Annotated in this window: 27 protein-coding genes and 1 pseudogene; 14 read left to right on the forward strand and 14 right to left on the reverse strand. The window is 74.4% G+C overall.

Annotated features, from left to right (window positions below):
• Window positions 1-23 precede the first annotated feature (23 nt).
• Together EES41_RS38095 and EES41_RS38100 are read right to left on the reverse strand one after the other, a co-directional pair.
• Complete coding sequence (locus tag EES41_RS38095) at window positions 24-2,123, reverse strand: SpoIIE family protein phosphatase (RefSeq protein ID WP_254211868.1); 2,100 nt, start codon at window positions 2,121-2,123, stop codon at window positions 24-26.
• A 152-nt stretch (window positions 2,124-2,275) separates the two neighbouring features.
• Window positions 2,276-3,187 carry a GlxA family transcriptional regulator gene (locus EES41_RS38100; protein WP_123083409.1) on the reverse strand — a complete coding sequence of 304 codons (912 nt, stop codon included), beginning with the start codon at window positions 3,185-3,187 and terminating at the stop codon, window positions 2,276-2,278.
• Window positions 3,188-3,375: 188 nt separating this feature from the next.
• On the opposite strand from EES41_RS38100, the gene EES41_RS38105 reads away from it, so the two are divergent.
• Together EES41_RS38105 and EES41_RS41915 are read left to right on the forward strand one after the other, a co-directional pair.
• Window positions 3,376-3,969 (forward strand): MBL fold metallo-hydrolase, encoded by a 594-nt coding sequence (locus EES41_RS38105; RefSeq protein WP_123083121.1) that lies wholly within the window; start codon window positions 3,376-3,378, stop codon window positions 3,967-3,969.
• Between the two features lie 182 nt (window positions 3,970-4,151).
• Entirely contained in the window at window positions 4,152-4,658 is a 507-nt protein-coding gene (locus tag EES41_RS41915) for a hypothetical protein (RefSeq protein ID WP_164496190.1), read from the forward strand.
• Between the two features lie 67 nt (window positions 4,659-4,725).
• On the opposite strand, the gene EES41_RS38115 is transcribed toward EES41_RS41915, so the two are convergent.
• A complete protein-coding gene (locus EES41_RS38115; protein ID WP_123083410.1) occupies window positions 4,726-5,253 on the reverse strand; it encodes a PadR family transcriptional regulator in 528 nt (175 codons plus the stop codon).
• A gap of 127 nt (window positions 5,254-5,380) precedes the next feature.
• On the opposite strand from EES41_RS38115, the gene EES41_RS38120 reads away from it, so the two are divergent.
• On the forward strand, window positions 5,381-5,947 hold the full coding sequence (locus EES41_RS38120; protein ID WP_123083123.1) for a hypothetical protein: 567 nt from the start codon (window positions 5,381-5,383) through the stop codon (window positions 5,945-5,947).
• 80 nt (window positions 5,948-6,027) lie between these two features.
• Here EES41_RS38120 and EES41_RS38125 read toward each other — a convergent pair whose 3' ends face one another.
• On the reverse strand, window positions 6,028-6,633 hold the full coding sequence (locus EES41_RS38125; protein ID WP_254211869.1) for a lamin tail domain-containing protein: 606 nt from the start codon (window positions 6,631-6,633) through the stop codon (window positions 6,028-6,030).
• 227 nt (window positions 6,634-6,860) lie between these two features.
• Between EES41_RS38125 and EES41_RS38130 the strand changes: the two genes are divergently transcribed.
• The 4 genes and pseudogenes from EES41_RS38130 to EES41_RS43510 all read left to right on the forward strand — a co-directional run bounded on the left by EES41_RS38130 (window position 6,861) and on the right by EES41_RS43510 (window position 9,300).
• Complete coding sequence (locus EES41_RS38130; protein WP_123083124.1) at window positions 6,861-7,478, forward strand: GNAT family N-acetyltransferase; 618 nt, start codon at window positions 6,861-6,863, stop codon at window positions 7,476-7,478.
• A gap of 96 nt (window positions 7,479-7,574) precedes the next feature.
• The gene (locus EES41_RS38135; RefSeq protein WP_008740584.1) at window positions 7,575-7,940 is read left to right on the forward strand and encodes a hypothetical protein; all 366 of its coding nucleotides are present in this window, start codon (window positions 7,575-7,577) and stop codon (window positions 7,938-7,940) included.
• Window positions 7,941-8,022: 82 nt separating this feature from the next.
• Window positions 8,023-8,424 (forward strand): annotated as a pseudogene (locus EES41_RS38140) (GNAT family N-acetyltransferase); the annotation flags it as partial.
• A 216-nt stretch (window positions 8,425-8,640) separates the two neighbouring features.
• The gene (locus EES41_RS43510) at window positions 8,641-9,300 is read left to right on the forward strand and encodes a hypothetical protein (protein WP_254211870.1); all 660 of its coding nucleotides are present in this window, start codon (window positions 8,641-8,643) and stop codon (window positions 9,298-9,300) included.
• A gap of 121 nt (window positions 9,301-9,421) precedes the next feature.
• Here EES41_RS43510 and EES41_RS38145 read toward each other — a convergent pair whose 3' ends face one another.
• The 3 genes from EES41_RS38145 to EES41_RS38155 are packed head-to-tail and all read right to left on the reverse strand — an operon-like array spanning window position 9,422 to window position 10,912.
• The gene (locus EES41_RS38145) at window positions 9,422-10,249 is read right to left on the reverse strand and encodes a zeta toxin family protein (protein ID WP_254211871.1); all 828 of its coding nucleotides are present in this window, start codon (window positions 10,247-10,249) and stop codon (window positions 9,422-9,424) included.
• The gene (locus tag EES41_RS38150; protein WP_123083126.1) at window positions 10,246-10,584 is read right to left on the reverse strand and encodes a hypothetical protein; all 339 of its coding nucleotides are present in this window, start codon (window positions 10,582-10,584) and stop codon (window positions 10,246-10,248) included. The genes EES41_RS38145 and EES41_RS38150 overlap by 4 nt, the downstream gene beginning before the upstream one ends.
• A 4-nt stretch (window positions 10,585-10,588) precedes the next feature.
• Window positions 10,589-10,912: a helix-turn-helix transcriptional regulator gene (locus EES41_RS38155; RefSeq protein ID WP_123083127.1), complete on the reverse strand. Its 324-nt coding sequence runs from the start codon at window positions 10,910-10,912 to the stop codon at window positions 10,589-10,591.
• Window positions 10,913-11,040: 128 nt separating this feature from the next.
• Here EES41_RS38155 and EES41_RS38160 point away from each other — a divergent pair, with 128 nt between their 5' ends.
• Entirely contained in the window at window positions 11,041-12,546 is a 1,506-nt protein-coding gene (locus EES41_RS38160; protein ID WP_123083128.1) for an MFS transporter, read from the forward strand.
• 13 nt (window positions 12,547-12,559) lie between these two features.
• Here EES41_RS38160 and EES41_RS38165 read toward each other — a convergent pair whose 3' ends face one another.
• From EES41_RS38165 to EES41_RS38175, 3 genes are all read right to left on the reverse strand, one after another.
• Window positions 12,560-12,802 carry a hypothetical protein gene (locus EES41_RS38165; protein ID WP_143196236.1) on the reverse strand — a complete coding sequence of 81 codons (243 nt, stop codon included), beginning with the start codon at window positions 12,800-12,802 and terminating at the stop codon, window positions 12,560-12,562.
• Window positions 12,803-12,903: 101 nt separating this feature from the next.
• The gene (locus EES41_RS43515; protein ID WP_254211872.1) at window positions 12,904-13,323 is read right to left on the reverse strand and encodes a hypothetical protein; all 420 of its coding nucleotides are present in this window, start codon (window positions 13,321-13,323) and stop codon (window positions 12,904-12,906) included.
• A 578-nt stretch (window positions 13,324-13,901) separates the two neighbouring features.
• Window positions 13,902-15,347 carry an FAD-dependent oxidoreductase gene (locus EES41_RS38175; RefSeq protein WP_123083129.1) on the reverse strand — a complete coding sequence of 482 codons (1,446 nt, stop codon included), beginning with the start codon at window positions 15,345-15,347 and terminating at the stop codon, window positions 13,902-13,904.
• Between the two features lie 39 nt (window positions 15,348-15,386).
• Between EES41_RS38175 and EES41_RS38180 the strand changes: the two genes are divergently transcribed.
• Window positions 15,387-16,034, forward strand: coding sequence for a TetR/AcrR family transcriptional regulator C-terminal domain-containing protein (locus EES41_RS38180; RefSeq protein WP_123083130.1), 648 nt, complete (start codon window positions 15,387-15,389; stop codon window positions 16,032-16,034).
• Between the two features lie 59 nt (window positions 16,035-16,093).
• Here the strand turns inward: EES41_RS38180 and EES41_RS38185 are convergent, their stop codons facing one another.
• Window positions 16,094-16,333: a hypothetical protein gene (locus tag EES41_RS38185; RefSeq protein WP_254211873.1), complete on the reverse strand. Its 240-nt coding sequence runs from the start codon at window positions 16,331-16,333 to the stop codon at window positions 16,094-16,096.
• Between the two features lie 146 nt (window positions 16,334-16,479).
• Here EES41_RS38185 and EES41_RS38190 point away from each other — a divergent pair, with 146 nt between their 5' ends.
• From EES41_RS38190 to EES41_RS38205, 4 genes are all read left to right on the forward strand, one after another.
• The gene (locus EES41_RS38190) at window positions 16,480-17,244 is read left to right on the forward strand and encodes a PP2C family serine/threonine-protein phosphatase (RefSeq protein ID WP_123083132.1); all 765 of its coding nucleotides are present in this window, start codon (window positions 16,480-16,482) and stop codon (window positions 17,242-17,244) included.
• A 129-nt stretch (window positions 17,245-17,373) separates the two neighbouring features.
• Window positions 17,374-18,984 (forward strand): D-alanyl-D-alanine carboxypeptidase/D-alanyl-D-alanine-endopeptidase, encoded by a 1,611-nt coding sequence (gene dacB, locus EES41_RS38195; RefSeq protein ID WP_123083133.1) that lies wholly within the window; start codon window positions 17,374-17,376, stop codon window positions 18,982-18,984.
• A gap of 60 nt (window positions 18,985-19,044) precedes the next feature.
• Window positions 19,045-20,241, forward strand: a complete 1,197-nt coding sequence (locus tag EES41_RS38200; RefSeq protein ID WP_123083134.1) for a cytochrome P450 — start codon at window positions 19,045-19,047, stop codon at window positions 20,239-20,241.
• Between the two features lie 126 nt (window positions 20,242-20,367).
• The gene (locus EES41_RS38205) at window positions 20,368-20,580 is read left to right on the forward strand and encodes a hypothetical protein (RefSeq protein WP_123083412.1); all 213 of its coding nucleotides are present in this window, start codon (window positions 20,368-20,370) and stop codon (window positions 20,578-20,580) included.
• Here EES41_RS38205 and EES41_RS38210 read toward each other — a convergent pair.
• A complete protein-coding gene (locus EES41_RS38210) occupies window positions 20,558-21,946 on the reverse strand; it encodes an MFS transporter (RefSeq protein ID WP_302186197.1) in 1,389 nt (462 codons plus the stop codon). The genes EES41_RS38205 and EES41_RS38210 overlap by 23 nt on opposite strands.
• A 45-nt stretch (window positions 21,947-21,991) precedes the next feature.
• On the opposite strand from EES41_RS38210, the gene EES41_RS38215 reads away from it, so the two are divergent.
• Window positions 21,992-23,311, forward strand: a complete 1,320-nt coding sequence (locus tag EES41_RS38215; protein WP_123083413.1) for an aminotransferase class I/II-fold pyridoxal phosphate-dependent enzyme — start codon at window positions 21,992-21,994, stop codon at window positions 23,309-23,311.
• A gap of 114 nt (window positions 23,312-23,425) precedes the next feature.
• Here EES41_RS38215 and EES41_RS38220 read toward each other — a convergent pair whose 3' ends face one another.
• The gene (locus EES41_RS38220) at window positions 23,426-23,977 is read right to left on the reverse strand and encodes a hypothetical protein (protein ID WP_164496191.1); all 552 of its coding nucleotides are present in this window, start codon (window positions 23,975-23,977) and stop codon (window positions 23,426-23,428) included.
• Between the two features lie 144 nt (window positions 23,978-24,121).
• Window positions 24,122-25,786, reverse strand: a complete 1,665-nt coding sequence (locus tag EES41_RS38225; protein WP_123083137.1) for a hypothetical protein — start codon at window positions 25,784-25,786, stop codon at window positions 24,122-24,124.
• Window positions 25,787-25,972 lie beyond the last annotated feature (186 nt).

Here is a 25,972-nt window from a genome sequence, read left to right on the forward strand (position 1 = left end):
GTCAGCCCTGGATCGGCCCGGGATCAGCCCGGGGGCGGGCCCTGTTCGGTCCAGATGATCTTGCCTTCGGGGGTGTAGCGGGTGCCCCAGGCCTGGGCGAGCTGGGCGACGATGAACAGCCCGCGGCCGCCCTCGTCGACGACGCTCGCGTGGCGCAGCCGCGGGGTGGACGCGCTGCCGTCCCGGACCTCGCAGGTGAGCGCCCGGTCGTTGATGACGCGCAGCTCCAGCGGCGGGCTCCCGTAGCGCACCGCGTTGGTGACCAGCTCGCTGACGATGAGTTCGGTGTCGTGGGCCGTCTCCCGCTCCACCCCCCAGTCGGCGAGCCGGTCGCGGACCAGGCGCCGGGCGGTGGCGACTACCGTCGGGGTGTCCGGGAGCGGCCAGACGCCCACCCGGTCGGCGGGGAAGGGGTGGGTGCGGATCAGCAGCAGCGCGGTCGGGCCCGGCTCCGCGGTGCCGGCGAGCGCGTACAGGACGTCGTCGCGCAGGTCCTCCAGCGGGCGGCCGCGGCGCTCGGCCAGCCGGCGCAGCGCGTCCGCGTCGCCGGACGCCACCAGGGCCGGCAGCGGGGTGTCGGAGAGGATCAGCAGACTGTCCTCCGGGACCGTGAAGGCCGTCGCGGCGAAGGGCGTCTTGTCTTCGCTGCCCAGCAGGGACCCGGCCGGCACGTTCCGGACCTCGGTGCCCCCGTCGGCGTGGACGACGACCAGGCTCGGGGAGCCGGCCCCCGCGACCGTGCAGGTGAGGGTCAGCGGATCGTAGACGGCGTACGCGAAGCGCGCGGCGAGCGCCTGCCGGTGCAGGGGGTCGGCGGTCGGCAGGGTCGCCCGCTCGGCCGCCAGGAACGTCGCCGTGTCGTTCAGCCGCGCGAGGAGTTCGTCGGGCTCCACGTCGAACGCCGCCAGCGACCGGACGACCGTACGCAACTGCCCCATCACGGCGGCGGCGTGCAGCCCCCGGCCGACGACCCCGCCCACCGCCAGTCCCGTCCGGGCCCCGGACAGCGGGATGGTGTCGTACCACTGCCCGCCGCTGTCGGGGGGCAGCAGCAGGGGCGTCGTCTCCAGCGCGGGGTGCGAGCTGGGACGCCGGGGGAGCAGCTGGCGCTGGACGGTCGCCGCGATGGTGTGCTCGCGCGTGTAGCGGCGGGCGTTGTCGATGGACAGCGCCGTGTGGTCGGCCACCTGGAGCAGCAGGCTGACGTCGTCCTCGTCGTACGGGTCGCTCTGCCGCGTCCGGTAGAGGCTGATCAGACCGAGCACGGTGTCCCGCACGGTCAGCGGCGCCGTGATCAGGGTGTGGGCCCCCGCCGCGCGGATCGCCCGCGCGCGGGCCGGGTCCGCCGCCAGCCACGGCAGGTCCTCGTCCAGGGACGCGACCGCCCGGGGCCGCAGGTCGGAGAGCGCCTGCGTGTACGGGGTGGGGCCGGGCAGCGCCCGTACGTCGCCCAGCGGATGCGCCTGCGGGGCGTCGGCGTCCGTGCCGCTGTCGTCGGTCCCGGCGCGGAACGCGGCGCGGCGCAGCGGAACGTCCCGCGGCAGGGGAGCCAGCGGAGGATGGTCACCCCGCAGCAGGGCGTCGACGACCTCGACGACCGCGATGTCGGCCACGCGCGGTACCAGGACGTCCACGAGCTCCTGGCACGTCTCCAGCACGTCGAGGGTGCGCCCCACGTGCTCGCGGGTCATCTCCAGCACCACCTCGCGCGCCCGGCTCTCCTCCCGCTCGGTGACCTCGACCACGGCCACCGCGAGGCCGAGCACGTCCCCGGACGGCGTCTCCAGACGGAAGACGGAGATCTCGTGGAAGTGCTGGTGGCCGGGACGGCTCCGGCGGTGCGCCCGTACGACGTGTGCCACCAAGGGCACGCCGCTGTCCAGCACTCCACGGACGAGCGCCAGCACCTCGTCGGCGTCGAGCAGTCCGTACACCTGGTCCACACGGCGTCCGACCACGTCCTCCACCGGTACGTCCCGCATGGCGGGGGTGGCGGTGTTGACGCGGACGACCCGCAGGTCGGTGTCCAGTAGGTGCAGGCCGACGAGGGACTGGCTGAACAGGGCGTCCAGCATCGCGGCCCCTGGCCCGTCCAGGGGCGCGGTCGGCTCGCTGTCGGCCACCGGAACCACCCTTGCTGCTCGGATCCGCCGGCGGGCCTTCCGGAGCGTCCGCCACCGCCTGTATTACCCCATACCCCGGCGAAAGTGGCAGATTCGGCTCGCGGGGCTCGTGCCCGGTCCGCCGAAGGGGCTGCCGGGGGCCTTCCGGCCCGTCACGAGGGCGTACGGGCGAAGGCGCGCCGGTACGAGCGGGGCGGCACCCCCCGCCGCCGTACGAACTGCTCGCGCAGCACGGCCGCGCTCCCGTACCCGACCAGGCGGGCGATCTCCTCGACCGGGAGCCCCGTGGTCTCCAGCAGCTCCTCGGCCCGGCTCAGCCGCAGGCTCCGCAGCCAGGCGTGCGGGGTGGTGCCGGTCGCGGCGGTGAAACGGCGGGCGAAGGAACGTTTGCTCATCAGGGCGCGCCGGGCCAGCTCCGTGACGGGCAGCGGCTCGTGGAGGTGCTCGCGCGCCCAGGCCAGGACCTCGGCCAGCCGGTCGTCCCGGCCGTCCTCGGGGACCGGCGCGGACAGGTACTGGGCCTGTCCGCCCTCCCGGTGGGACGGCAGCACCATGTCCCGGGCGACGGCGTTGGCCAGCGCGGCGCCGTGCTCCCGACGCAGCAGGTGCAGGCACAGGTCGAAGCCCGCGGCGGCCCCCGCGCCCGTGACGACGTTCCCCTCGTCGACGTAGAGGGCGTCGGGCTCGACCGTGACGTCCGGGTGCCGGCCGGCCAGCAGTTCCGCGAACCGCCAGTGGGTCGTCGCGCGCCGGCCGGAGAGCAGGCCGGCGGCGGCGAGCGCGAACGTACCGACGCAGTGCGCGGCGACGACGGCGCCGCGCGCGTGCGCGGCCCTCAGCGCGTCGAGGACGGCGGGGGCGGGCGGTGTGCGGAAACCGGCCCCCGGCAGGGCGATCAGCAGGTCGGCGGAGGCGAGCCGGTCCAGCCCGTGCGTGATGGCGAGCGGCACCCCGCAGTCCGTGGGCACCGGGCCGGGCCGGTCGGCGCACAGGGCGAAGTCGAATCCGGGCACCTGCGCCCCGTGGGGCCCGAACACCTCGGCGACGATGCCGACGGCGAGCATGCCGGCGCCGGCCGGGACGTACGCGGCGACGGTCGCGAAGGGCGGGGCGGCGGCGGGCACCGGAGCGGCCATTGGGGCGGGTATCGGGGCGGACATCGCAGCAGTCTGGCACGGGGCGGCACGAATCCTGCGATCAGGGGCAGTCGTGCCACTCGTGAAGTGCCGCCCCCCTCAACAGAATTGAGGGCATGACAGACGCACCGGCCGGCCGCAGCGCCGCCTACACGATCCTGACCACCGGCTACACGGGCTCCACCGGCCCCGGGGTCGCCGCCACCGTCTCCTACGTGTCCGACGCCGGCCGGCACCTGATCTTCGACCCGGGCATGGTGGCGAGCCACGACGACATCCTCGGCCCGCTCGCGGAACTGGGCCTGGGCCCGGACGACATCACCGACGTGGTGCTTAGCCACCACCACCCGGACAACACCATGAACGCGGGCCTGTTCGGACGGGCCCGGGTCCACGACCACCGGGTGGAGTACGCGGGCGACCACTGGACCAACCGGGACGCCGAGGGGTACGAACTCACCCCGTCGCTCCGGCTGATCCGCACCCCGGGCCACAGCCCGGAGGACATCACGCTGCTGGCCGGCACGGACTCGGGCGTGGTCGCCTTCGCCGGCGACCTGTGGTGGCACGCGGACGGCCCGGCCGACGACCCCGTCGCCCCCGACCGCGACCTCCTGCGCGCCTCCCGCGAGCGGGTGCTCGCCGCCGCGGACCTGATCGTCCCCGGGCACGGCGGCCCGTTCACGCCCACCGCCACCACACCGCGCTAGTGCTGTGGCCGGGGAGGTTTGCCGGGGCGCGGCGTCCGGTGCGGTGCATCGCAAGGCGGAGGGCCGAGGCTCGCACTGGACGTACCTGCCCGGTCCGACAACGCGGCGAGGTGCCGTGCCGGGCGTCGCGCCCCGGTGAACCTTTCCGGTCACAGCACTAGGCGCTGTGCATACTGCTGGACATGACGTCCACGCTCGCCCAGCGCCTCCACCTGATGATCACCTTCGTGCTGGTGGTGTGCGGGACGGTGGGCGGCGGCTGCCTCGGGGTGCTCTGGGGCGGCTGGATCACGGCCCTGGTCGCCGCGGCCGCGGCCGGACTGGGCGCGGGGACCGGCTCGTTCCTCGCCCGGCGGCAGGTGCTGGCCTTCCTGCGGCCGGACGCCACCGACGCCGTCGGCGGCGACGGGTACGCGCAGGGCATCGCCGACGCGGTCCTCGTCGGCATCGCGACGTACCAGGCGGCGGCCTTCCCGCTCACCCCGGACGGGGTGAGCGACGAGGAGCGCGACGCCCGCCGCACCGTCGCCTACCGGATCGCCGCCCACGAGGGCCTGCCCCTGCCAGTACGGGTCTCCGCGGCGGCCGCGCTGGAGGCCATCGACGAGGGCCACGACACCGAGAGCGCCCACTCGGCGATGAAGGCGCTGTCCCTCTCGGTGTACGAACACCGCACGGCCCGCCGCTGACCCGCTGACCCGCCCGCTGACCCCGCCCGCCGGCCCGCCCGTTGACCCGCTGGCCGACCCGCTCGCGCTAGCGCTCGCGGCCCGCCGGGATCTGGTCCAGGGCCCAGCGGGCCCACTCCCGCTTCATCGCGCTGCCCCGGAGGCCGTACTCCAGCACCAGGCGCCCGGAGACGGACAGCCGGTCACCCGTCCACTCGCGCGAGCCGAGGAGTTTCTCCAGCTCCGCGATCTGCTCGTCCTCCTCCTCGGCGATCCGCGCGAGCTGCTCGCGCGCCTGCGCGGAGGGCAACAGGCCGAGGAAGAACACCCGCAGCATCCATTCGCTGCGCAGCGGCTGCGGCTGGGCGGGCGTGGTCAGCCAGCGCTGGAGTTCGGCGCGCCCCTCGGGGCGGAGCGAGTACTCCTTGCGGCCCCGGGGGCCTTCGGCGGAGACGTCGATGAGGCCGGCGTCGGTCATCCGGGTCAGTTCCCCGTAGACCTGACTCTGGGTGGCGCGCCAGACGTTGGCGAGCGTGGTGTCGAACAGCTTCATCAGGTCGTAGCCGCTGGACGGCCGGTCGGACAGCAGCCCGAGGAGTGCGTGGCGAAGGCTCATGGTCACCACTGTACCCCTGACCTTCCACTCTTGACAGGTCGAGTGAGGAGGTTCTAAGTTCGACCTGTCAACATTGGAATGTCATGGCGAGGGACACCCCGCCCCTCCGGAAAGAGACGGCGAAGACATGAAGTCCAACCCCCTCCTCAGCCTGGCCCCGTGGATCGTCTTCACCCTGGCCGCCGGCAACGGCGTCGCCGCCCAGTGGTCCGCCGCCCTGGCCGCCCTCGTCGCCCTGGCCGCCGCGGTCCCCTCGATACGCGCCGGCCGTCCCAAACTGCTGGACGCCATGGGCGTCGTGACCTTCGCCGCGCTCTGCGTCCTCGCCTTCGCCGGCGGCCACGCGGCCCAGGCCTTCGTCACCGACCACGGCCGCACCGTCGCCACCGGCGCCCTGGCCTTCCTGATCCTGGTGACCCTGCCGTTCATGCCCTTCACCGAGCAGTACGCCCGCGAGGAGGCGCCCCGTATCGTCTGGGACTCCCCGCAGTTCAAGAAGACCAACCGGCTCTTCTCCGCGGTCTGGGGAGGCGTCTTCGCCCTGATGACCCTCGCCCATTTCGTCGCCTCGCAGGCGCCCGGCAACACCGCGCTCGGCGTCGTCTGCAACTGGGTCGTCCCGATCCTCGCCGTCCAGCGGATGTTCGTGTTCATGAAGCGCTACCGCGCCCGGCAGGCCCTTCGGTCCGCGTGACCCCGCCGACGCGGCGCGCCCCGGCCAGGAGGCCGGGGCGCGCCGTTCGCTGTGCCTTCGCTGTGTCTTCGCGGTGCCGGTCAGCCGTTGTTGTGGTGGTGGTGGCCGCGGCGACCCCAGGACTCGGTGTCGACGACGTTGCCGCGGCCGTCGCGGAGGGTGGCGGTGTCGCTGTCGTCCCACACCTGCCGGCGGCGGTCCTGGTAGAGGTCGTGGTGGGTGTCGCGGCCCTGGCCGGTGTGGACCTTGACGCTGGAGCGGCCGTCCAGGCGGAAGTCCGGGAAGCGGTAGCGGTTGCCCTGCTCGTCCGTGAGCGTGTAGCCGCGCAGGTTGACGGCGTGGCGGCCGGTGTTCTTCACCTCGACCCATTCCCGGTTCAGGGCGCGGCCGGAGCGGTCGCCGCGCCCGCCGTCCTCGCTCTGGACCTCGCCGATGGCGATCGAGGAGGGCGCCCGGTGGTCCCGCCCGTTGTCGCGCCCGTTGTCGCGCCCGCGCCCGTGATCGCGGCCGTTGTCGCGCCCGTTGTCGCGGCCGTGGTCGTGGTCGCGCAGGTGGTTGCGGCCGTTGTCGCGGCCGTTGTCGCGGCCGTGGCCGTCGGCGGCGGCCGGCATCGCGGCGGCGCCGATCAGGGCGCCGGCGGCCAGGACCGCGGCGAGGGCGCGACGGGTGGTGAGAGAAGCAGACATGGAGATGACCCCTTCAACTGCAACGAACGTCCCGGCGTCCTGCCGGGGAGCCACACTCTGGCCCCCCATCACCACCAAAAGCCACTTAATCAGAGCGTGTTGCTCAATCCGGACATATGTGTGACGATCCGCCGCCCCTTCGGAGGCTCTATATTAGGACAGCCTTACCTAATGAAATTCGGCCTCCGCCGGCGCTCGCCGGCCCCTCCCGAAGGAACGAACACCGCATGAGACCCGACTCCACCGTCCTCGTGCCGTCGCGCACGGACGTCTACGCCGAGGCCGTCGAAGGCTTCGGCACCGTCCGCTTCACCCCCGTCGATCCCGTGGCGGACTCCGCCGTACTGCACGCCTGGGTCGTCGAGGAGCGCGCGGAATTCTGGGGCATGAACGGCGTGAGCCGTGAAGTGGTCCAGGAGATCTACGAGGACGTGGAGCGCCGCGACACCCATCACGCCTACATGGTCCGGCTGGACGACGAGCCGGTGGCGCTGTTCCAGACGTACCAGCCCGCCGAGGACCGCGTCAGCGAGTGCTACGAGGTCCGGGAGGGCGACATCGGCATCCACCTGATGCTGGCCCCGGTCGACGGCCGGCCCATCCCCGGTTTCAGCCGCACCCTGGTCGGGTCGCTCACCCGCTTCGCCTTCCGCGACCCGGCGATCCGGCGCGCGGTGGCCGAGCCGGACGCCCGCAACGCCAAGGCGCTCGCGCTGCTGAACCGTCTCGGCTTCGTCCGCCAGGGGGAGATCACCCTGCCGGAGATCGACCTGCCCGAGGTCTACCTCCCCGAGAAGCGCGCCGTACTCGCCTTCCTCGACCGGCCCCGCCCGCAGACGGCTTAGGCCGGGCCCGGGCCGTCTCCTCCGGGCCCGACCGGCACGCGAGCGTGCGGCCTCCGGGCGCCCCCGCCCCCGAGGGGCGGGGGCTACGCTCCCAGGATGGAACGCGCAGAGGTTCTCAAGCGAGTCATCGGCATCCTCACCGAGGCCCAGGAGATCCGCCGGGCAGCCGAGGCCGGCGAGGACGACGACGGTCCCGACACCGAAGCGGGCGTCGTCACCCAGCTGTTGAACGAGATGCTGCCCTCGATCAGCGTCCCGGCCGACGCCTCCCCGCAGCAGGTGGCCCGCCTCGTCGCGGAGGCGCTCGGGCCGGCCCTGCACGCGATGGTCGCCGGATTCAGCCTGGCCTTCACCAGCCTCGCGATCACGCACGACGACGGCCGCGACGACATCACCTCGATCGAGGTGCTCCAGCAGCTCGCCCTCGAAGTGGAGGCGGGAACCTACGACGAGGGCGCGTGACCCCCAGTGGCCATAATGTAATATATAAAAAACAAGTTTGAACTAGTGCATAAATGGGTCGGGATACGGGGAGCGCTCGCGCATGTGGACGTGTGAACAGGTGGCCGGCGCCGAACTGGACGTGGAAGAAGTCCTCGCCCTCTACCGGGCGTCCACCCTCGCCGAGCGCCGCCCCGTCGCCGACGTGGAGCGGTTCGCCCGCATGCTGGCCGGCGCCAACCTGGTCGTCGTCGCCCGTGACGAGGACGGCCGGCTCATCGGCATCTCCCGGGCGATCACCGACGGCGCCTACGCGACGTACCTCTCCGACCTCGCCGTGGACGCCTCCCACCAGGGCCGGGGCGTGGGACGCGACCTCGTACGGGCCACCGGGGAGGCCGCCCCGCAGGCGACCCTGATCCTGCTCGCCGCCCCGGCCGCGGTCGACTACTACCCGCACATCGGCTTCACCCGCCACGACTCGGCCTGGACCCTCCAGGGGCCTTCGGACCCGGAAGGCCACCCGTCGCCCGAGCCGCCGGCCCCGGCGAACGCGCCGCGTACTACCCGAGGTTGACGTCCGCTCCCTCGCACGTCGCGATCGGACGCCGCGACGTCCAGCCCGGAGGGTGATGGCCGGGACGGCGCGAACGCCCAGGATGGAGCCCGTCGCCCACCACACACGTGCGGGCCGTCGGGCTCGGGAAAACAGGAGATCACCGTGACGTCATTACCGTTCAGAGGCAGGGGCACGGCCGTCCTGGTCGCACTCGCCGCGGGGCTCGCCCTGTCCGGCTCGGCGGTCGCCGTCCCGCGGGACGGGCAGGACGCGCAGGGGAGGTCGGTCCGCGCGAGCGTCGTCGGAAGCGCCGAATTCCGGCTCCCGCACTACAAGGACGACGACGTCCGCTCGTTCACCTTCGACGCCCGCGCCGTCCCCTACAGCCGGCCGCTGCCCGGCATCCCCGAGGGGCTGCCCACCGACGCGCGCGGCACGGTCGTGGTCTCCCACTACTCGGCCGAGCGCGACATCACGTACACCTCGAAGGGAAGCGTGGACTGCCTGGTCACCGGGCCGGGCACCGCGACGCTGACGGCGGTCATCACCGAGGTGAGCGCCGGCGGACCGCCCGACGTCGGGCGCCGGCTCGGATTCAGCGTCTACGACGGCGGCCGGGACGCGGGCGGCCGCTCCGCCGACCGCGTGGGGTTCTCCTGGAACGGGGTGAACCTGCTGCCGGACACGGACGCCCCCACCGAGGAGGCCACGGTCGGCACCTGCATGGCCCCCGCCCCGTACGCCCCGGTCACCAAGGGCGGCTACACGGTCACGCACGCCGACCTGCCGCCGAAGCCCCCGGCGCGCTCGGCCGCGGAGTAGCCGCCAACGGGAGGGGTCGTCAGGACTGCACCGAGCTGCGCGTCGTCCACGTCGAGGACAGGCGAGCTCCGGCGGACCCGGCGTGAGCACCCGCGCACCCTCGCACCCGCCTCCCGCGCATCTACGGCCGGTCGGCCCCGAACGCGCCGCCCGCCTTGCGGAGTTCCGATCGGGTGGCGTTGAAGCTGCCGGCCTCCGTCGCCGTCCAGGGGCGTGCCCGCTCCGTTTCGATGGCCCGGGCCAGCCGCGGCGGGCTCGACCAGCGTCCGCGGCTGTCCAGGGAGTTGCTGTAGCGGGGCCGGGCCTCGCCCCGCCGGTACACGCCCGCCAGGTCCACGAGCGCCTCGCGGTCGACGAGCTCCGCCAGGGCGAGGATCCCGGTGTAGGACTCGTCGGCATTGGCCTGGACGGTCAGCCGTCCCTGCCCCCGGTCGGCCAGTTGTTCGACGTACCGGTGGCGGATGCCCTGGTTGCTCATCGCCCGCGGAACGCCCAGGAACAGGCCCTCGACGCGCGCACCGCTCCGCCGGTAGGCGCGCATCTTGTCGGCCACGGCCCCCGCGTTCTGCGAGGTCTCCTGGATGACGGCGTGCAGAGCGCGGGCGCGGACGTACTCCTCGGCCCGCGCCATCCAGGCCCGCCCGTCCGCGCGCGTGTAGGCGGCCATCAGGGTGTCGTCCCGCGCCAGCAGCGCGGCGTAGGCGGGGTGGTAGGGCTTGTACAGGTCGCTGTCGACGTCCACGAAGCCGCCGTTGCGGTTCAGTACGGCGGCCACCAGCTCGGTGACCCGGCTCTTGCCGGCGCCGGGCTGCCCGACCAGAAAGACGACCGTCGGGGGCGTCTGGCCGAGGCGCCCCTCCAGCAGATCGGGGACGATGCGCTCCCGGAAGATCCTCCGGTTCTCGTCCACCGGGAGCCGATGGCGCTCGATCTCTCCCGCGTCGATCACGCGATGCGCGCCAGGACGTCGAGGGCCAGCCGCGCGTAGTGGGCGCGCGCCCCGGCGATCTGGCCGTGGTCGGTGGAGCGCAAGCCCTCGCGCTCGCGGGCGAGCCGGGACTGGGCGGAGCGGGCCCCGGCGATGACGCTCGGGTCGGCGCCCGGCCCGCGCTCCTCGGCGGCGATGAGGGCGCTGTAGGCGCCGACGGCTCCGTTCACCGCTTCGATCGCGGCCTCGTACGCGGCCGTCTCCTTGTCGGACCAGGTGTACCGCGCCAACTGGTGCGTGACGGACATGCCGCCCGGCGATGCCATGGGCTCCTCCTCGGTGTACCGACCGGTCATCGCCTCATTCTGCCGCCGGACCCTCGGCGCGCACCAGGTCGAGCAACCCCGGGAAACGGGCGTCGAGTTCCCGCGCGCGCAGCGTCGCCGAACGGCTGTTGCCGTGGTCGACCATGCGGAGCAGGCCCGCCTCGCGCATCGCCTTGAAGTGGTGCGAGGTCGTCGACTTCGAGACCGGCAACCGGAAGTAGGCGCAGGTGTGAGGGGTGTCTTCGGGCTCGCGCAGGAACTGGGCGATCACCGCGAAGCGCAGCGGGTCGGCGAGCGCGTGCAGGACCGTGCGCAGATCCATTTCGTCGGGCCGGGGGTGGCCTTCCTCGTCGGGCACGGGCTCGCTCCTCCAGCTGGATCCGTCAGGTTCTACTTGCATCGTACCTCTGGGGCGTGCCAGAGTCAGGTTCGATCTTGTTAGAACCTCATCGCTCACCGTCCCACCTCTCAGGGGGTCTCTCCGCCATGCCCGAACCATCCACACAGCCCGCACCCGCACCCGCACCCGCACCCGCACGGCAGGCACCGGCGGCATCGACCCCACCACCCCTGCTGCCGCCCCTGCTGCCGCTCGCCGTCATCCTGCTGGCGGTCTTCGTCGTCCCCATGTCCATCTCGGGCACCGCCGTCGCGCTGCCCGGCATCGGCGCCGACACCCATGCCGGCCAGGCCCCGTTGCAGTGGGTGGTGAACGCCTTCAACGTCGCCTTCGCCTGCTTCACCCTCGTCTGGGGCTCGATCGCCGACATCGTCGGCCGGGCCAGGGCGTTCACGGCCGGCGCCGCCGTCTACGCCGTCGCCTCGCTTGCCAGCGCCCTCGCCCCCGGCGCGCTCCTGCTGGACGCGGCCCGCGCCCTCGCCGGCATCGGCGGCGCCGCGATCTTCTCCTGCGGCGCCGCGATCCTGTCCACGGTGTACGAGGGCCCGCGGCGCGCCAAGGCGTTCGCACTGTTCGGCACCGTCGCCGGCATGGGAGTCGCCATCGGGCCCTCGCTGTCCGGCGCGCTGCTCCAGGCGGTCAGCTGGCGCTGGGTGTTCGCCCTGCACGCGGTGGCGCTCGCGGTCGTACTGCTCGCCGTACCGGTCATCGCACGGGCGGTACCCGCGACACCGCGCACCGCCGCGACGATCGACGTCCCCGGCAGCGCCGTCTTCGTCACCGCCATGGTGCTGCTGACCACGGCGATCGTGCAGGGCTCGCAGTGGGGCTGGGGGAGCCCGGGCGTCCTCGGCCTCTTCGCCGGCGCCATCGCCGCGCTGCTCCTCTTCGCCGCCGTCGAGAAGCGCCGCGCCCACCCCCTCCTCGACCTGAGCCTGCTGCGCGACCGCCGGTTCGTCGCGCTCTGCCTGGTGCCCGTGGCCGGCTCGTTCGGCTTCGTCACGCTGCTCACCTACCTGCCGAGCTACCTCACCACCGTGACCGGACGCGGCACCGGCGCCGCAGGGCTGCTGATGGTGCTGCTCACCGCGCCGATGCTGGTGTTCCCGCTGCTCGCCGCCAAGCTGGTGACCCGCGGCGTCCCCGCCCTCGCCATCATCCACGTCAGCCTGGGCGCCCTCGTCGTCGGCGACGCCGCCCTCACCCTCTTCGGGCCCGACGTGTCCGTCGCCGTCGTGGCGATGCCGATGGTGGTCACCGGTGCGGGCATGGCCCTCGCCGCCGGACTGGTCGACGGGCAGGCCCTGGAACTGGTCGACCCCGCGAAGGCGGGCATGGCCGCCGGCTTCCTCAACACGCTGCGGCTCGGCAGCGAGGCGGTCGCGGTCGCCCTCTACGGATCCGTGTTCACCACCCTTACCGCCTCCCGCTCCGACGACTCCGCGTTCCACCTGATGCTGTGGGGGCTCGCGGCGGTCTGCCTGGCGCTGGGCCTGCTCATCTCCGCCCTGCTGACGCGACGCACCACCACGCCGGGCACGCCCGGCACGCCCGCCACGCCGGGCACGCCCGGCACGCCCGCCACGGCCTGACGGCCGGCACCCCTCACGCCGCCTCCCGCCACGCGCAGGCCCTCGCGGCGCGGCGCAGCTCCACCAGATCGGCGTAGGAGTGGGCGCTGTCGGACCAGTAGGGGTGCGAATACAGCAGCCGCAGCTCCCGCGCCAGCTCGCGCCGCAGCACCGTGGAACCGCCGCGCCCCCGCTGCGCCAGCGCCTCGTAGACCCTGATCACTCGGGTCTGTGTGGTCAGAAGATCGTCGGGAAAGTCGATGCGCGCCATACCCAAATTAGGCCACCTGTTCGATTTCCCCTGCAACCCAAACCTCCCTCCGGCGCACCAGCACATACGTACGAGCCCTCCCCCGGGCTCCCGGCCCGCCCCGCCCCTCACAGCCCGGCCAGCGCGAGGATCCGCTCCATCTGCGCGCGCGGCAGGTCGGGATGACCGGCGGCGGCGCGCGCGACCCTTTCCGACGGATCGGCCGGTAGCCGCGTCAGGTCGCAGCTCCCGCATCCTCGGGTCGGGATCGGTGGCCGGCCGCCACCGGATCCCCCTCTCCGGACGGCGGCCCCGGTCGAGGCGTCCAGATCCGGGAGATCGGTGAGCCAGACCAGCGGCGGCACGTCCGACAGGATCCGCGCGTGGATCGCGGCGCGGGTCGACTCGGGGGTGTCCTGACGGGCGAAGACGCGGACCGCGACCGGCGAGGGCGTCGCGCAGCGACGACGGGAGGTCGGGCCGCTCGGCGAGCTGCCCGCGCACTTCCTCGTCCGGGTCCTCGGCCAGCCAACGGGCCGTGTCGGCATCCAGCGCGCAGTGGCGCACCGCCCCGGCGCGCGTGACCGGGTCCGCCGGCAACGCCGGGAGCAGGTCGGCAGGCGGTACGGGACGGGGCAGCCGTGCGTAGTACCTCGCGCAGGCGCTCGCCCGGCAGGAGCCGCCGCACCGGTTCGGGGGCCGGCGTCCACCACCGCGCGAGCGCCGCCCGTACCTTCGGGTCCGTCGCCCGCGGTCAGGTCGCCGCGCTTGGCGACGCTGCCACGGCCCTAGCGGTAGGCGAAAGGGCGGCGGACGAGCTCGGGCGGCAGCGCGGGGTTCGCGGCGAGCGCATCCACCACCGCGTGGAGGTGGACCGGCGGCGGTATGACGTCCGTCAAGGCGAGCGACCCTTCGGGCGCGGCGAGTTGACCGCCGAGCCTCTCATGCGCGGCCCTCCCGCCGGCGCCCGGCGGACACACCACCACCCACCAGACCCCCGACCTCGTCGGATGGGGCGGCTGGGACACCACCATCACCAACATCTTCTGAACACGCGAGACATGAACCGCGTACGGCGTTCCGCACCACGGTGCGCGGAGCGCCGTACGGACGGCCTGGCAGAGGGTCAGGCGAGGCCCAGGGTTGTGGCGTGTGTGGTCAGGCCCGTGGTTGTGGTGCCGGCCCAGGCTATGTAGCCGTCGGGGCGGATGAGGAAGATGCCTTGGCCGTAGGCCTCGTACGGGGGGATGCGGAGGGTGCGGACCGTGGCGGGGGTGGCGAGGGTCGGCAGGGGGGTGTCGGTGCCGACCGTGAGGAGGGTCCAGTGCGGGCCGCGGAAGGCGTCGAAGAGGCGGCGGCCGGCGTGGGCGCCGTCCGGGGCGCGGTCGCCGGCGTGGAGTGCGTCCTGCGGCAGCCCCTCCCGGGTCTCCACGGTGAGCGAGGAGCTGCGGTAGCCCAGGCCGAGCTGGTGGGTGGCCGCGCCGCGGCGGACCTCGCCGCGGTGCACCCGCGTGGTCAGCCCCAGCATCGCGGCGGCGTTGGGCAGGCGCTCCTCCTCGTAGGTGTCGAGGAGGGACGGGTCGGCCCCGCCGCGCAGGACCGCGCCCAGCTTCCAGCCCAGGTTGTACGCGTCCTGGACGCTGGTGTTGAGGCCCTGGCCGCCCGCCGGGGAGTGGATGTGCGCGGCGTCGCCCGCGAGGAAGACGCGGCCCTCGCGGAACCGGTCGGCCAGCGCCGCACGCGGCCGGAAGTCCGAGGCCCAGCGCACCTCGGTGACGGCCTCGGGGGAGAGGTGCGTACGGGCGGCGACGACCCTGCGGATGCCGTCGAGGGTGAGGTCGGCGTCCGTGCCCTCCGGGAACTGGGCCGCTACCTGGAAGTCCTCCGTCCCGGCCAGCGGGAAGACCGCGAGGAAGCCCTCCGTGCCGGTGGGCGGGAACATGTGGATGACGTCGCGGTCGAGTCCGGTGATGCGTACGTCCGCCACCAGCATCGGGTTCGGGTCCACGCTCTCGCCGGTCATGCCGATGCCGAGCGCGCGCCGCACCGTGGAGCGGCCGCCGTCGCCGGCGACGGCGTAGCGGGCCCGCACCGGCGCGCCCGTCGCGAAGGAGGCGCTCACCCCGTCCGGGTCCTGCGCGATGCCCACCAGTTCCCGCCCGAACACGACCTCGCCGCCGAGCTCCTCCAGCCGCGCGCGGAGGATCTCCTGCGTGCGCCACTGCGGCAGCATCCACGGCTCGTTGTACGGGGCCGCCTCCGTCGCCTCGGTCGCGTCGGACATCCGCCGCTCGCCCTTGCGCTGCCCGTCCTGCCAGATCACCCCGATCGGGTAAGGACCGGCCGACGCGCGGACCGCGTCGAGCACGCCGAGGTCGTCGAAGATCTCCAGGGTGCGGGGCTGCAGCCCCTTGCCGCGCGAGCCGGGGAAGAGCCGGTCGGCGCGCTCCACGACGAGGGCGCGCACCCCGCGCCGGGTGAGGTCGATGGCGAGGGCGAGCCCGGTGGGGCCGGCCCCGACGATGAGGACGTCCGTCATGTCTGCCGCGTCCTTAACGTTGTTAAGTTCCATGGGTCGGAGCTTGCACTTAACGGCGTTAAACTGTCAAGCGTGGCTACCCGGAGATCCCCCAAGCTGGACAAGAAGCAGGTCGTCGAGACCGCCCTGAGGCTCCTCAACGAGGTCGGTCTCGACGGGCTCACGCTCCGGGCGATCGCCAAGGAGCTGAACGTCCAGGCCCCCGCCCTGTACTGGCACTTCAAGAACAAGCAGGCCCTGCTCGACGAGATGGCGACGGAGATGTACCGGCGCATGGCCGCGGGCGCGGAACTCCCTGCGGGCGCCACCTGGCAGGAGCGGCTCCTGTCGGCGCAGCGGGACCTGCGCCGGACCCTGCTCGGCTACCGGGACGGCGCGAAGGTGTTCAGCGGCTCCCGCTTCACCGGCACCGAACACGCGGCGGCGCTGGAGACCACCCTGCGGGCCTGCGTCGAGGCCGGGTTCGAGCTCTCGCAGGCCGTACGCGCCCTGTCCACGGCCTTCCTCTTCACCCTCGGCCACGTCACCGAGGAACAGGGCGTCCAGCCGCTCCCGGGCGAGCGCCGCGAGGGCTTCGACGTCGAGGAACGCGCCGCCCGCATGGCCGACTTCCCCCTCGCGGCGGCCGCGGGCGCCGACCTCTTCCAGGGCTTCGAGGAAGGCTTCGAGGAAGGGGTGCGCCTGGTGATCGCCGGGATCGAGGCGCGGTACGGGGTCTGAGCCCGAGCCCGGGTCTGAGCCCGGGTCTGAGCCCGGGCCCAGGCCCCGCCGCGGCCACCTCAGTGCTTCGTGCTGCTGAAGCCCACCTCGTAGCCGTCCACCGAGACGACGCGCTGGCCCTGGCGCTGCGCGGTCTCCTCGCGGATGCGGGCGGCGGCCTCCTCGCTCGCCCGCATCGTCGCCTCGTCCTCCCACAGCGTCAGCGTCACGGCCTTCCCCGTGGCCCTGTCGACGAGGTAGTAGACCCCGAGGTATCCCGCGACCTCCTCCACCTGCTTGACGATCTCCTCCGAATGCACGGACAGGTCTCCCTCCGGAGGAACCGGTGACCCCTGGTACGTGCTCAGCCTCGCGAACATCGCCGAAACCCTTCCTGGAAACCCCTTCCCAGGCCAGCGTGCGACCGCCGACGGCATGCCGCACGCTGGGAGGGGAGGCGACCGAGGTGCCGTACATAGCCGTAACCGCCCTGAGCCACGTCGGGCTGGTGCGCGAGCACAACGAGGACAGTCTCGCCGTCGGTCCCTGGACGCTGTGCGGAACCGCCACCGACAACCCGCAGACCCTCATCTTCCCGCGCGGCAGACCGCTCGTGGTCGCCGTGGCCGACGGACTCGGCGGGCAGCCGGCCGGGGAAGTGGCCAGCGAACTCGTCGTCCGCCGGCTCTCCGCGCTCGGACACGCCCTCGACGGCGAGGAGGCCCTGCGCGAAGCGCTCGAAGCCGGCAACCGCGCCGTGTACGCGGCCGCCGAGGGCAGGCCCGACCTCACGGCCATGGGCACCACTGTCGCCGGGGTCCTCGTCCTCGCGGAATCCCTGCTGGCGTTCAACGTGGGCGACAGCAGGGTGTTCGAGGTGGACCCCGAGGGCGGCCTGCGCCAGGTCAGCGTGGACGACAGCCCGCCGCTGCCCCCGGGACGGCGCACCACCTCCGTCGTCACCCAGACCCTCGGCGGCAGCCGCGCCCCCAGCCCCGTCGTACCGCACCTGGCCGCCTTCCCGACGGCCGGCGCGGACCGCTACCTGGTGTGCAGCGACGGCCTGACCGACCCGGTGCCCGAGGACGTGATCGGGAGCGTGCTGCGCACCGCCGACGACGGCCGGGCCGCCTTCGAACTGTGGAAGGCGGCCATCGAGGCCGGCGGCCCCGACAACATCACCCTCGCGCTCGTGCGCATCGGGGACGACGACACCGTCGTGCCGGGGTGAAAGCGGAGTGAAACCGGGGTGAAACCGGGGGGAGGGTGAAATGCGCTCCGTAGTGTCCCGTGCCACTCTGTTCACACGCCGGGGCCCGGGGGCCCGGGAAGGTGACAGCCGCGACGAACGGAGCGCGCTGTGGGACATTCGAAACCTCCGCCGCGGCGCCGCGCGGCCGCCGGTGCCTTCGCCGCCCTGCTGCTGGTGGCGCTCGCCTGCGGTACGGGGGCCCGCGCGGCCCCCTCGCCCTCGCCGCCGCCCCCGCCCTCCCGGCTCGACCCGCGCATCACGGAGATCATGCGCAAGCCCGAGTACCGCCACGCCCAGTGGGGCCTGCTCCAGACCGAACCGGGCGCCGACGGCCGGGTGCTGCACGGCCTCTTCCCCGGGCAGTTCTTCATCCCCGGCTCCACCGCGAAGCTGTTCCCCGTATCCGGAACCTGGCAGACCCTCGGCGCCGACCACCGCTTCGTGACCCCCCTCTACGAGGTCGGCAAGCGCAGCGGGGAAACGCTGGTCGGCGACCTCGACCTCGTCGCCCAGGGCGACCTCACCCTGGGCGGCCGGACGCGCCCCGACGGCACCGTCGCGTACACCGACCTCGACCACACCTACGCCAACGACTTCCCCGGGGCCACCCTCACCCCCGAGAACCCCCTGGCCGGCATCGACCAACTCGCCCGCCAGGTACGGGACTCCGGCATCACCGGCGTCGACGGCGACGTCATCGTCGACAGCCGGCTCTTCGCCCCCGACCCCGTCCTCGACCCCACCCCGACCCCCCTGATCATCAACGACAACCTCATCGACCTGCTGACCACGCCCGGGGACCGGGCGGGCGCCGCCGCCCGGCTGGACTGGCGGCCCAAGGTCGCGCCGTACGAGGTCACCTCCACGGTGAAGACCGTCGCGGCCGGCGGGCCCACCAACGTCACCGTGACCGCCACCGACGGCGGCACCCGCATCCGGCTGTCCGGCACGATCGCCGCCGGCGCCGCGCCGCTGCTGCGCACCTCGCCCGTCACGGACCCGGCCGCCTTCGGCCGGACCGCGCTCATCGAGGCGCTCGCCCGGGCCGGGGTGGAGGTCACCTCCCCTGCGACGGGACCCAACCCGGCCGCCCGGCTGCCGCGCGACTACGACGGGCGGCCGCGGGTGGCCGCGTACACCTCACCGCCGTACGAGCAGTACGCCAAGCTGATCCTCAAGGTCAGCCACAACCTGGGCGCCAACCTGGACATCTGCCTGCTGGCCGTCACCACCGGCAGCCACCAGTGCGCCGACGGGTTCCCGGTGCTCGCCGGCTTCCTGGACCGGGCCGGCGTCGACCGCCGGCAGGTCGAGCTCATGGACGGCCGGGGCGGCAACCCCGCCGACCGGGCCACGCCCCGGGCGGTGGTGCGGATGCTGGCGTACTGGCAGGGCACGCCGGACGCGAGGCGCTTCCGGGAGGCCCTGCCCATCCTCGGCGTCGACGGTCTGCTCGCCGAGAACTGCCGTGACTGCCCGGCGCGCGGGAAGGTGTTCGCGAAGACCGGCGCGGCCGTCGGCGGGGACGCCCTCAACGACCGGTTCTCCGTCGGGGCCATCACCATCGCCGGCTACCTCGACAAGGGCGGCGGCCGCTTCGACCCCTTCTACGCGGGCGTCACCGGCGCGTCCACGCAGAACACCGACCCCGCCGGGATCCTGGCCATCGCGAACGACCTCGCCCTCATCGCCGCCCACCTCCAGGAGTCGCCCCCCTGACCGGGCCGCGGTCGCGGTCGCCGGCCTGGTCCTCCGAAAGGCAGGCCCTAGGGTGAGGGCATGGATCTCCGGGAACAGCTCGTCGACGACCCCCACTCCGCGTACGCGCGGCTGCGCGAGGCCGCGCCGGTGCGGCGGATCGAGGGCACCGACGGCCGGCCGGCCTGGCTCGTCACGCGCTACGACGACGTCCGCGCGGCCCTCGCCGACCCCAGGCTCTCGCTGGACAAGAGGAACGCGGCCGAGGGCGGCTACCGGGGGCTGTCCCTGCCGCCGGCCCTCGACGCCAACCTGCTCAACATGGACCCCCCGGACCACACCCGCATCCGCGGTTTCGTCACCCGCGCCTTCACCGCCCGCCGCGTCGAGCACCTGCGCACCCCGATGCGCGAGAGCGCCGACCGGCTCCTCGACGCCCTGGGCCCGCACGGAACCACCGACCTGATCGCCTCCTACGCCGCACCGCTGCCGATCATCGTCATCTGCGACCTGCTCGGCGTCCCCGAGGAGCACCGCCGGGACTTCCGCGTCTGGACCGACGCCCTGATCGCCCCGGACCCGGCCCGCCCGGGGGCCGCGAAGGAAGCGGTCGCGGCCATGCTCCGCTTCTTCCTCGAACTCGTCGCGCACAAGCGCGAGCGGCCCGGCGCCGACCTGCTCTCCGACCTGATCGCGGTGCGCGACTCGGACGGCGACCGCCTCACCGAGGACGAGCTGCTCTCCCTCGCCTTCCTCATCCTCGTCGCCGGGTACGAGAACACGGTGCAGCTCATCGGCAACGCGGTCCTGGCGCTGCTGCGCCACCCGTACCAGCTCGCCGTGGTCAGGAAGGACCCGTCCCGGCTCCGCGCCGCCGTCGAGGAGGCCGCCCGCTACGAGGGGCCCGCCCTCCTCGCCATCCGGCGCTTCGCCACCGAGGACGTCACCCTGTCGGGCGTCACCGTCCCCGCCGGCGAGACGGTCCTGCTGTCCCTCGCCGCGGCCAACCGCGACCCGGACCGCTTCTCCGGCCCGGACCTCTTCGACGTCTTCCGCGATACGGCCGGCCACCTCGCGCTCGGCCACGGCATCCACTACTGCCTGGGCGCGCCGCTGGCCCGGGCCGAGACCGAGATCGCGCTGGCCGCGCTCCTCGACCGCTTCGGCGCGCTCGCCCTCGCGGAACCGGAGGCGGGCCCGCGCTGGCGCCCGTCGCTGCGGGCCCGCGGGCTGCTGGAGCTGCGGGTGCGCTACGGGACCGGGGGCGCGTCCCACTGAGCAGGGCGGGCGCGTGCGCGAGGGCCGCGCGGCAATCGGGTGGCCCCGGGCCGTGTCGGTCGTCCGGCGTCGGCCCGGTTCGCCATGCTGGGCCGGGAGCCCATCCCGGCGACGAAGGAGCACGGCATGCCGGACCCGGTCGGACGATTCCTGGCGGCCCTGGACCCGGAGCACAGGGAAGCCGTGGGCGCCGAGCCGCGCGCGGAGCAGGAGCGGCTCGCGGCGGCCTGGGAGCGGGAGCTGGCGTCGGACGCCGAGCTCGACACCCTGGACGAACTGTCCCCGCCGGCGGCGGAGGCCGAAGCGGCCCGCCGCGTCATGGACGCCGAGTCCGCGTAGGCGACGCCGGTTCGGCCGCAGGCGCCGGTTCCGGTTCCGGTTCCGGTTCCGTTTCCGGTTCCGGTTCCGCCGCGGTCACCGGCACCGCGAGGCGGTCCCGGACCAGTCGGCCCTGACCCCAGCACGTCGCCGCCAGGAGCACGCCCATGGCCAGCCAGGCCGGCGGTCCCGCGACGACGGCGGCCGTGGCGGCGAGCGGGCCCCCGCTGCGCTGCGCGGACTGGGCGAGCCCGTGGACGCCGAGGTACGCCCCCTGTGCCTCGCCGGGCGCGAGGGCGACCGACAACTCCCACGAGACGACGGCGTGCAGCATCTCGGCGAGGGTCAGCGTGACCGCGGCGAGGGCCAGCGCCGTGACGGCGGCCCAGGGCCCGCCCGCCGCCGAGGCGGCCAGCGCCAGCGTGCTGACCAGGAAGGTCCCGGCGAGCGGGCGCAGCAGGTTCCGGGCGGCCGCGGTCGTGGCGCCGAGGCGTGCCAGCGGCACCTGGCAGAAGACGACCAGGCCGCTGTTGAGGACCATCAGCAGCGGCGCGAGCCCCTCGGGCGCCGCCGTGGCGTGGACGATCCAGAGCGGGATGCCGACGCGGAAGACCGAGTCGTGCAGCGAGAGGACCGTGTCGCTCGCCGTGTACAGGAGGTACGTCCGGTCGCGCCACGGACTCGTCGGCGCGGCCGGGACCACCCCGTCCGAGGAGGCGACGACCCGGGACGGCGCGGGCGGCTCGCCGCAGCGCAGGGTGAGCGCGGCCACGGCGAGGTAGGACAGCGCGTCGCCGAGGAGCAGCGAGCGGTAGGCGGCGGCGGTGCCGACGGCCAGGGCCGCGGCGGCGGCGAGCCCGCCGAGCGAGAAGCCGATGTTGGAGACGGTCCGGTTGACGGCCTGGTAGCGCACCCGGTCGGGGCCGGTGACCCGGGTCGCGTAGAGCTTGGTGACGACGCTGGCCCCGCGGTCGCCGAGGCTGCCGACGGCGGAGTAGAGCAGCAGCAGCCCGTACGCGTCGGTGGTGAAGAGCGCCAGCGCGCCGAGCGCGCGGAGGAGTTGGAGGGCGACGAGCAGCCGGGTCAGCGGTACCCGGTCGGCGATGCGCCCGGCGAGCGGCGAGCCGGCGACGCCGACGGCGCCGGAGAGGGAGATCAGCAGGCCGACCTCGGCGATGCCGAGCCCCGAGACGGTCGTGAAGTAGAGGGCCGCGGCGCCCGCCCACAGGCCGGTGCCGGTCTTGTCGACGAGCGCGATCCACAGCATGCGGCGGCCGTCGGGGCCGCCGGGTATGCGGGCGGTGCTGGCGGTGCGGGCAGTGCTGGCGGTGCGGGCGCGCGGTGCGCTGCCCGATTTTCGTGATCCCGGGTTACCCACGTCTCTCACGTATCCCCCTTGACGCGATTTATGTATCAGTACAGAATGTGCATCGTGGCAACACAATATGCGTTTCAGGGGACGTCCGCCAGAGAGATCGCCGCGTCCGTCGAACGGGCCGTCGCCGAGGGCGGGCTCGGGCCGGGGGCCGCCCTGCCCCCCGTCCGACGGCTCGCCGAGGAGCTGGGCGTGAGCCCGGGCACCGTCGCGACCGCGTACAAGGAGCTGCGCGGGCGCGGCATCGTGGTCACCCGCGGCCGCGGCGGCACCGTGGTCGCGCCCACCCCCGCCGTAGGCTCGCGCCGGCCGCCGAAGGTCCCCGCGGGCATCCGGGACCTCGCGGGCGGCCATCCCGACCCGGCGTTCCTGCCGGTGCTCACGCCCCCCGCCGAGGTCCCCCCGGCCCGCGGATCGCACCGAGGGAACCCGCGGCTGCCGGCCCTGGAGGAGCTCTCCCGCGCGTGGTTCGCCCGCGACGGGGTGCCGGCCGCCCACGTGTCCTTCGCCCACGGCGCCCTGGACTGCGTCGCACGGCTGCTGTCGGTCGAACTGCGGCCCGGCGACGCCGTCGCCGTCGAGGATCCCGGCTTCCACCACCTCCTCGACCTGGTCCCCGCGCTCGGGCTGCGGATGCTGCCGGTGGCCGTGGACGACGAGGGGATGCGCCCCGGAGAACTGGGCCGCGCACTGCGCGCCGGCGCGCGGGCCGTGCTGTGCAGCCCCCGCGCGCAGAGCCCGCGCGGCGCCCGCTTCACCGCCGGGCGCCGGGCCGAACTCCTCGCCGTGCTGGCCGGATTCCCCGAGGTGCTGGTCGTGGAGGACGACCACAACGCCGACATCGCGGGCGTCCCGCTGCACTCGCTGACCACCGGAGCCCTGCCGCGCTGGGCCCAGGTCCGTACGGCCTCCAAGCACCTGGGCATCGACCTGCGCTGGGCGGCGCTCGCCTGCGACGCCACCACCCTGGCCCGGCACGACGGGCGGATGCTGCTGACCTCCGGCTGGGTCAGCCACGTCCTTCAGGAGACCGCGGCCGGGCTGCTCGCCGACCCCGCGACCCATGCCCTCGTCGCCGAGGGCAGCGCGGCCTACGCGCGCCGGCGCGTCGCGCTGACCGGCGCGCTGGGGCGGCACGGGATCACCGCGTACGGCGAGAGCGGCCTGAACGTGTGGGTGCCGGTGCGCGACGAGTCGGCGGTGGTCAACGGGCTGCGCACGTACGGCTGGTGGGTGGCGGCGGGCACCCGCTTCCGCATCGAGGGCCCCCCGGCGGTCCGGATCACCAGCGCCACGCTGGACGAGGCGGACGCGCCGCGCCTCGCGGCCGACTTCGCGGCGGTCCTGGGCGAGTCCGAGGCCACCTACGGCGGCTGACGCCCCGCCGGCCGCCCCGCTCCGGCAGCGCGCGCGGGCACGTGATCGTGTGGCCCCGGCGGGCCAGGGCGGGCGGTTGCCCTGTCGCGGCATCCCCGCCGCTGCCGGGTCGGTTCAGGGACGGACGGCGCGGACGTGGGCGGCGGAGAGGTGGAGTTCGTGGGGCAGGCAGCAGTCGGAGGAGAGGGTCGCCACCAGGGTTCCGCAGACGCACACCTGGTTCATGCCACCGTCCGGGCTGGCCCCGCAGCACGCGGCGCACGCGTCCTCAAGCTCAAGGTTCCGTGCGTCCTCGGGGTTGATGACGATGTTGCCGCGCGGGCCGTCGGACACCAAGTGCTGACCGTGCACGTTGAGAGACGCTCCGCGGCGCGGCATGACCGGCCCGGGCACGTCGGAGACGACCAGCGGCCCGCCGTACGGTTCCGTCTCGATCGCGAAGCGGCCCGCCGGTACGGTCGGCGGCCACGGGCCCGGCTCCTCGACGTCCCAGAACGGGTGGTCAGGGGCCTCGGGAACGGCGGGCAGCCGGGTGAGCGGAGCCGTCAGGGCGGTGGCGCACACCGTGCACACGAAGACCACCGCTTCGGCCCCGGCAGCCCCCTCGCCACGGTCAGCCGTTCGCGCCCGTCCCGGCTCGCCGTCCCCCGGCGTGAGCTGATGCATGTGCTGACCGTACGCGCCGCGCTGCCGGTGGGTCACCCTCCCCCCCGTCCGGCGCGGAGGCGGACGCGTCGGTCGCCTCCGTCGGGGCCGTCGCGATGACGTCTGCGGCCGCCGGCCCGGCGGGGCCCTCGCGGAGCGGGCAGGTCAGGGCAGGGCCAGCACCGTGTCGATCGCCGGGCGGATCTCCTCGTCGTCGAGGAACGCCCGGTAGTCGCGGTGCCGCGACAGCAGCCGGTCCGCGTCCCGCAGGGCCGCCAGCGTCGCGCGCACGGCCGGGGCGGGGCGCCGCCCGTGGCCGGTGAGCGCGGCGAGGGCCGTGCGGAACTCCCCGTACCGATCGCGGCCCGCCGCGAACGCCAGCACCACGGCCTCCGCCCGCCCCGCCTCCATCGGCGGCGGCTGCCACGCCGGCGGGTACGGCGCCTCCTCCCCCGGGAGCTGCGGGTCCTCGCCCCAGGCCTGGAGCACCTCGCGGAGTTCTTCGACCAGCCAGCCCCTGCGGGCGACCTCGTCGCGCAGGGCCTCCCGTACCCCGGGCAGCAGCAGCGCGGCGTGCGCGCGCAGCGGCCGGAGCACGTCCACGACGTCCGGCCGCCGCGGGTCACCGGGGAAGCCGCCCCGGCCCCGCATGTCCCGGTACGGCGCGACGAGCCGCTCGACGAGGCCCGGCAGGGCGCGCGGGTCCCCGATCCGGGTCAGTGCCCAGCACGCGAGGTCGCCGACGGTGCCGTCGACGAACCGCGACTCGCCCGGGTCGTCGAGGAGGGCGGCGAGCCGGTCGGCGTACGGCGCCGCCCGCCGGCCGAGCACCGCCACCAGGTGCACCGCCTTGAAGCGCACCTCGTCATCGGGATCGGCCAGCATCCCGGCCGCGAACGGCAGCAGCGGGGCGGCCGCCCCCGGCCGGTCCACCAGCAGCCGCCACGCCTCGTCCAGCGCGCACCGCCGCAGCTCCGCGTCCCACGTACGGTCCCCGGTCCCGGCCGCGGCGAGCCCGGCCACGAACGAGGCCGCCACCGCCGGGTCGTGCTCCAGCAGGCGGACGATCCGGTCCGTGACGCCCTCGCGGTCGTACGGGTACTCGCGGTCCAGGGCGTACCAGGGGAGCGCGTCGATCTCCGGGGCGAGCGTGGGGTCGGTCAGCAGCTCCAGCAGCATCGGGACGGCCCGGGGCGGCGCCTGCGGGTCCAGGGGTGCGGTGGCGATCACGGCCGCCACCCGCAGCAGCCGGTCCTCGCCGCCGAGGACGCCGTCCAGCACCGCCCGTACCTCCGCGACCAGCCCTCCCGCCGGATCCTCCGCCGCCGCGGCCTCGCCCAGCGCCGGCAGCAGCGTCAGCCGGACCGAGCGGTCCTCCTCCGCGTGCCAACGCTCCAGCAGGTCGGCGGTCCGGTCGGCGATCAGCCGCAGCGCGGCCCGCCGGGTCGCCGGGTCCCCGTCACCGAGCAGCCCCCGCAGGCGCGGCCACTGCCGCTGCCAGGCCGCGGGCCACCCGGGGTCCCCTTCCCCGGCCGCGCCGTCCCCGGCGAGCTGCGCCAGCAGGTCGACCAGGTCGGGCCGCGCGACCGTGTCCGGGTCCAGGGCCAGTTCCACCATGAACGGCAGCGCGGCCGTACTCGCGTTGGTGACCCCCTCGGCGGCAACGAGCAGGTCCCTCAGATCGATGTACGCCCGGTCCACGGCCTCCCGCCGCGTGGTGGCGTCCGCGCGCCCGATCCTGCGCAGCATCTTCGGCACCTCGGCGCCCGACCGCTCCCGGTCGGCCACCTCCAGCCCCCGCCAGTCCACCGCGTCCAGCCCGTCCAGCACGCCCCGCCCCCGTCCCGGCCGCGAACCCCCCGCGGCGCCCGTGGCATCCTGCCACCGGAACAAGGCCCGCGGCCCGCCGGTTTCCCGGAGAGCGCCGCGGGAAGCGCCACGCCGTCTCTGACCTGATCCTTACCCACCATCCGGGCTGGCTCAGGCGGTCCACACCTGGTTCACTGGGTCGGTTCG

It is taken from the genome of Streptomyces sp. ADI95-16, from assembly GCF_003721495.1.
Taxonomy (GTDB): domain Bacteria; phylum Actinomycetota; class Actinomycetes; order Streptomycetales; family Streptomycetaceae; genus Streptomyces; species Streptomyces goshikiensis.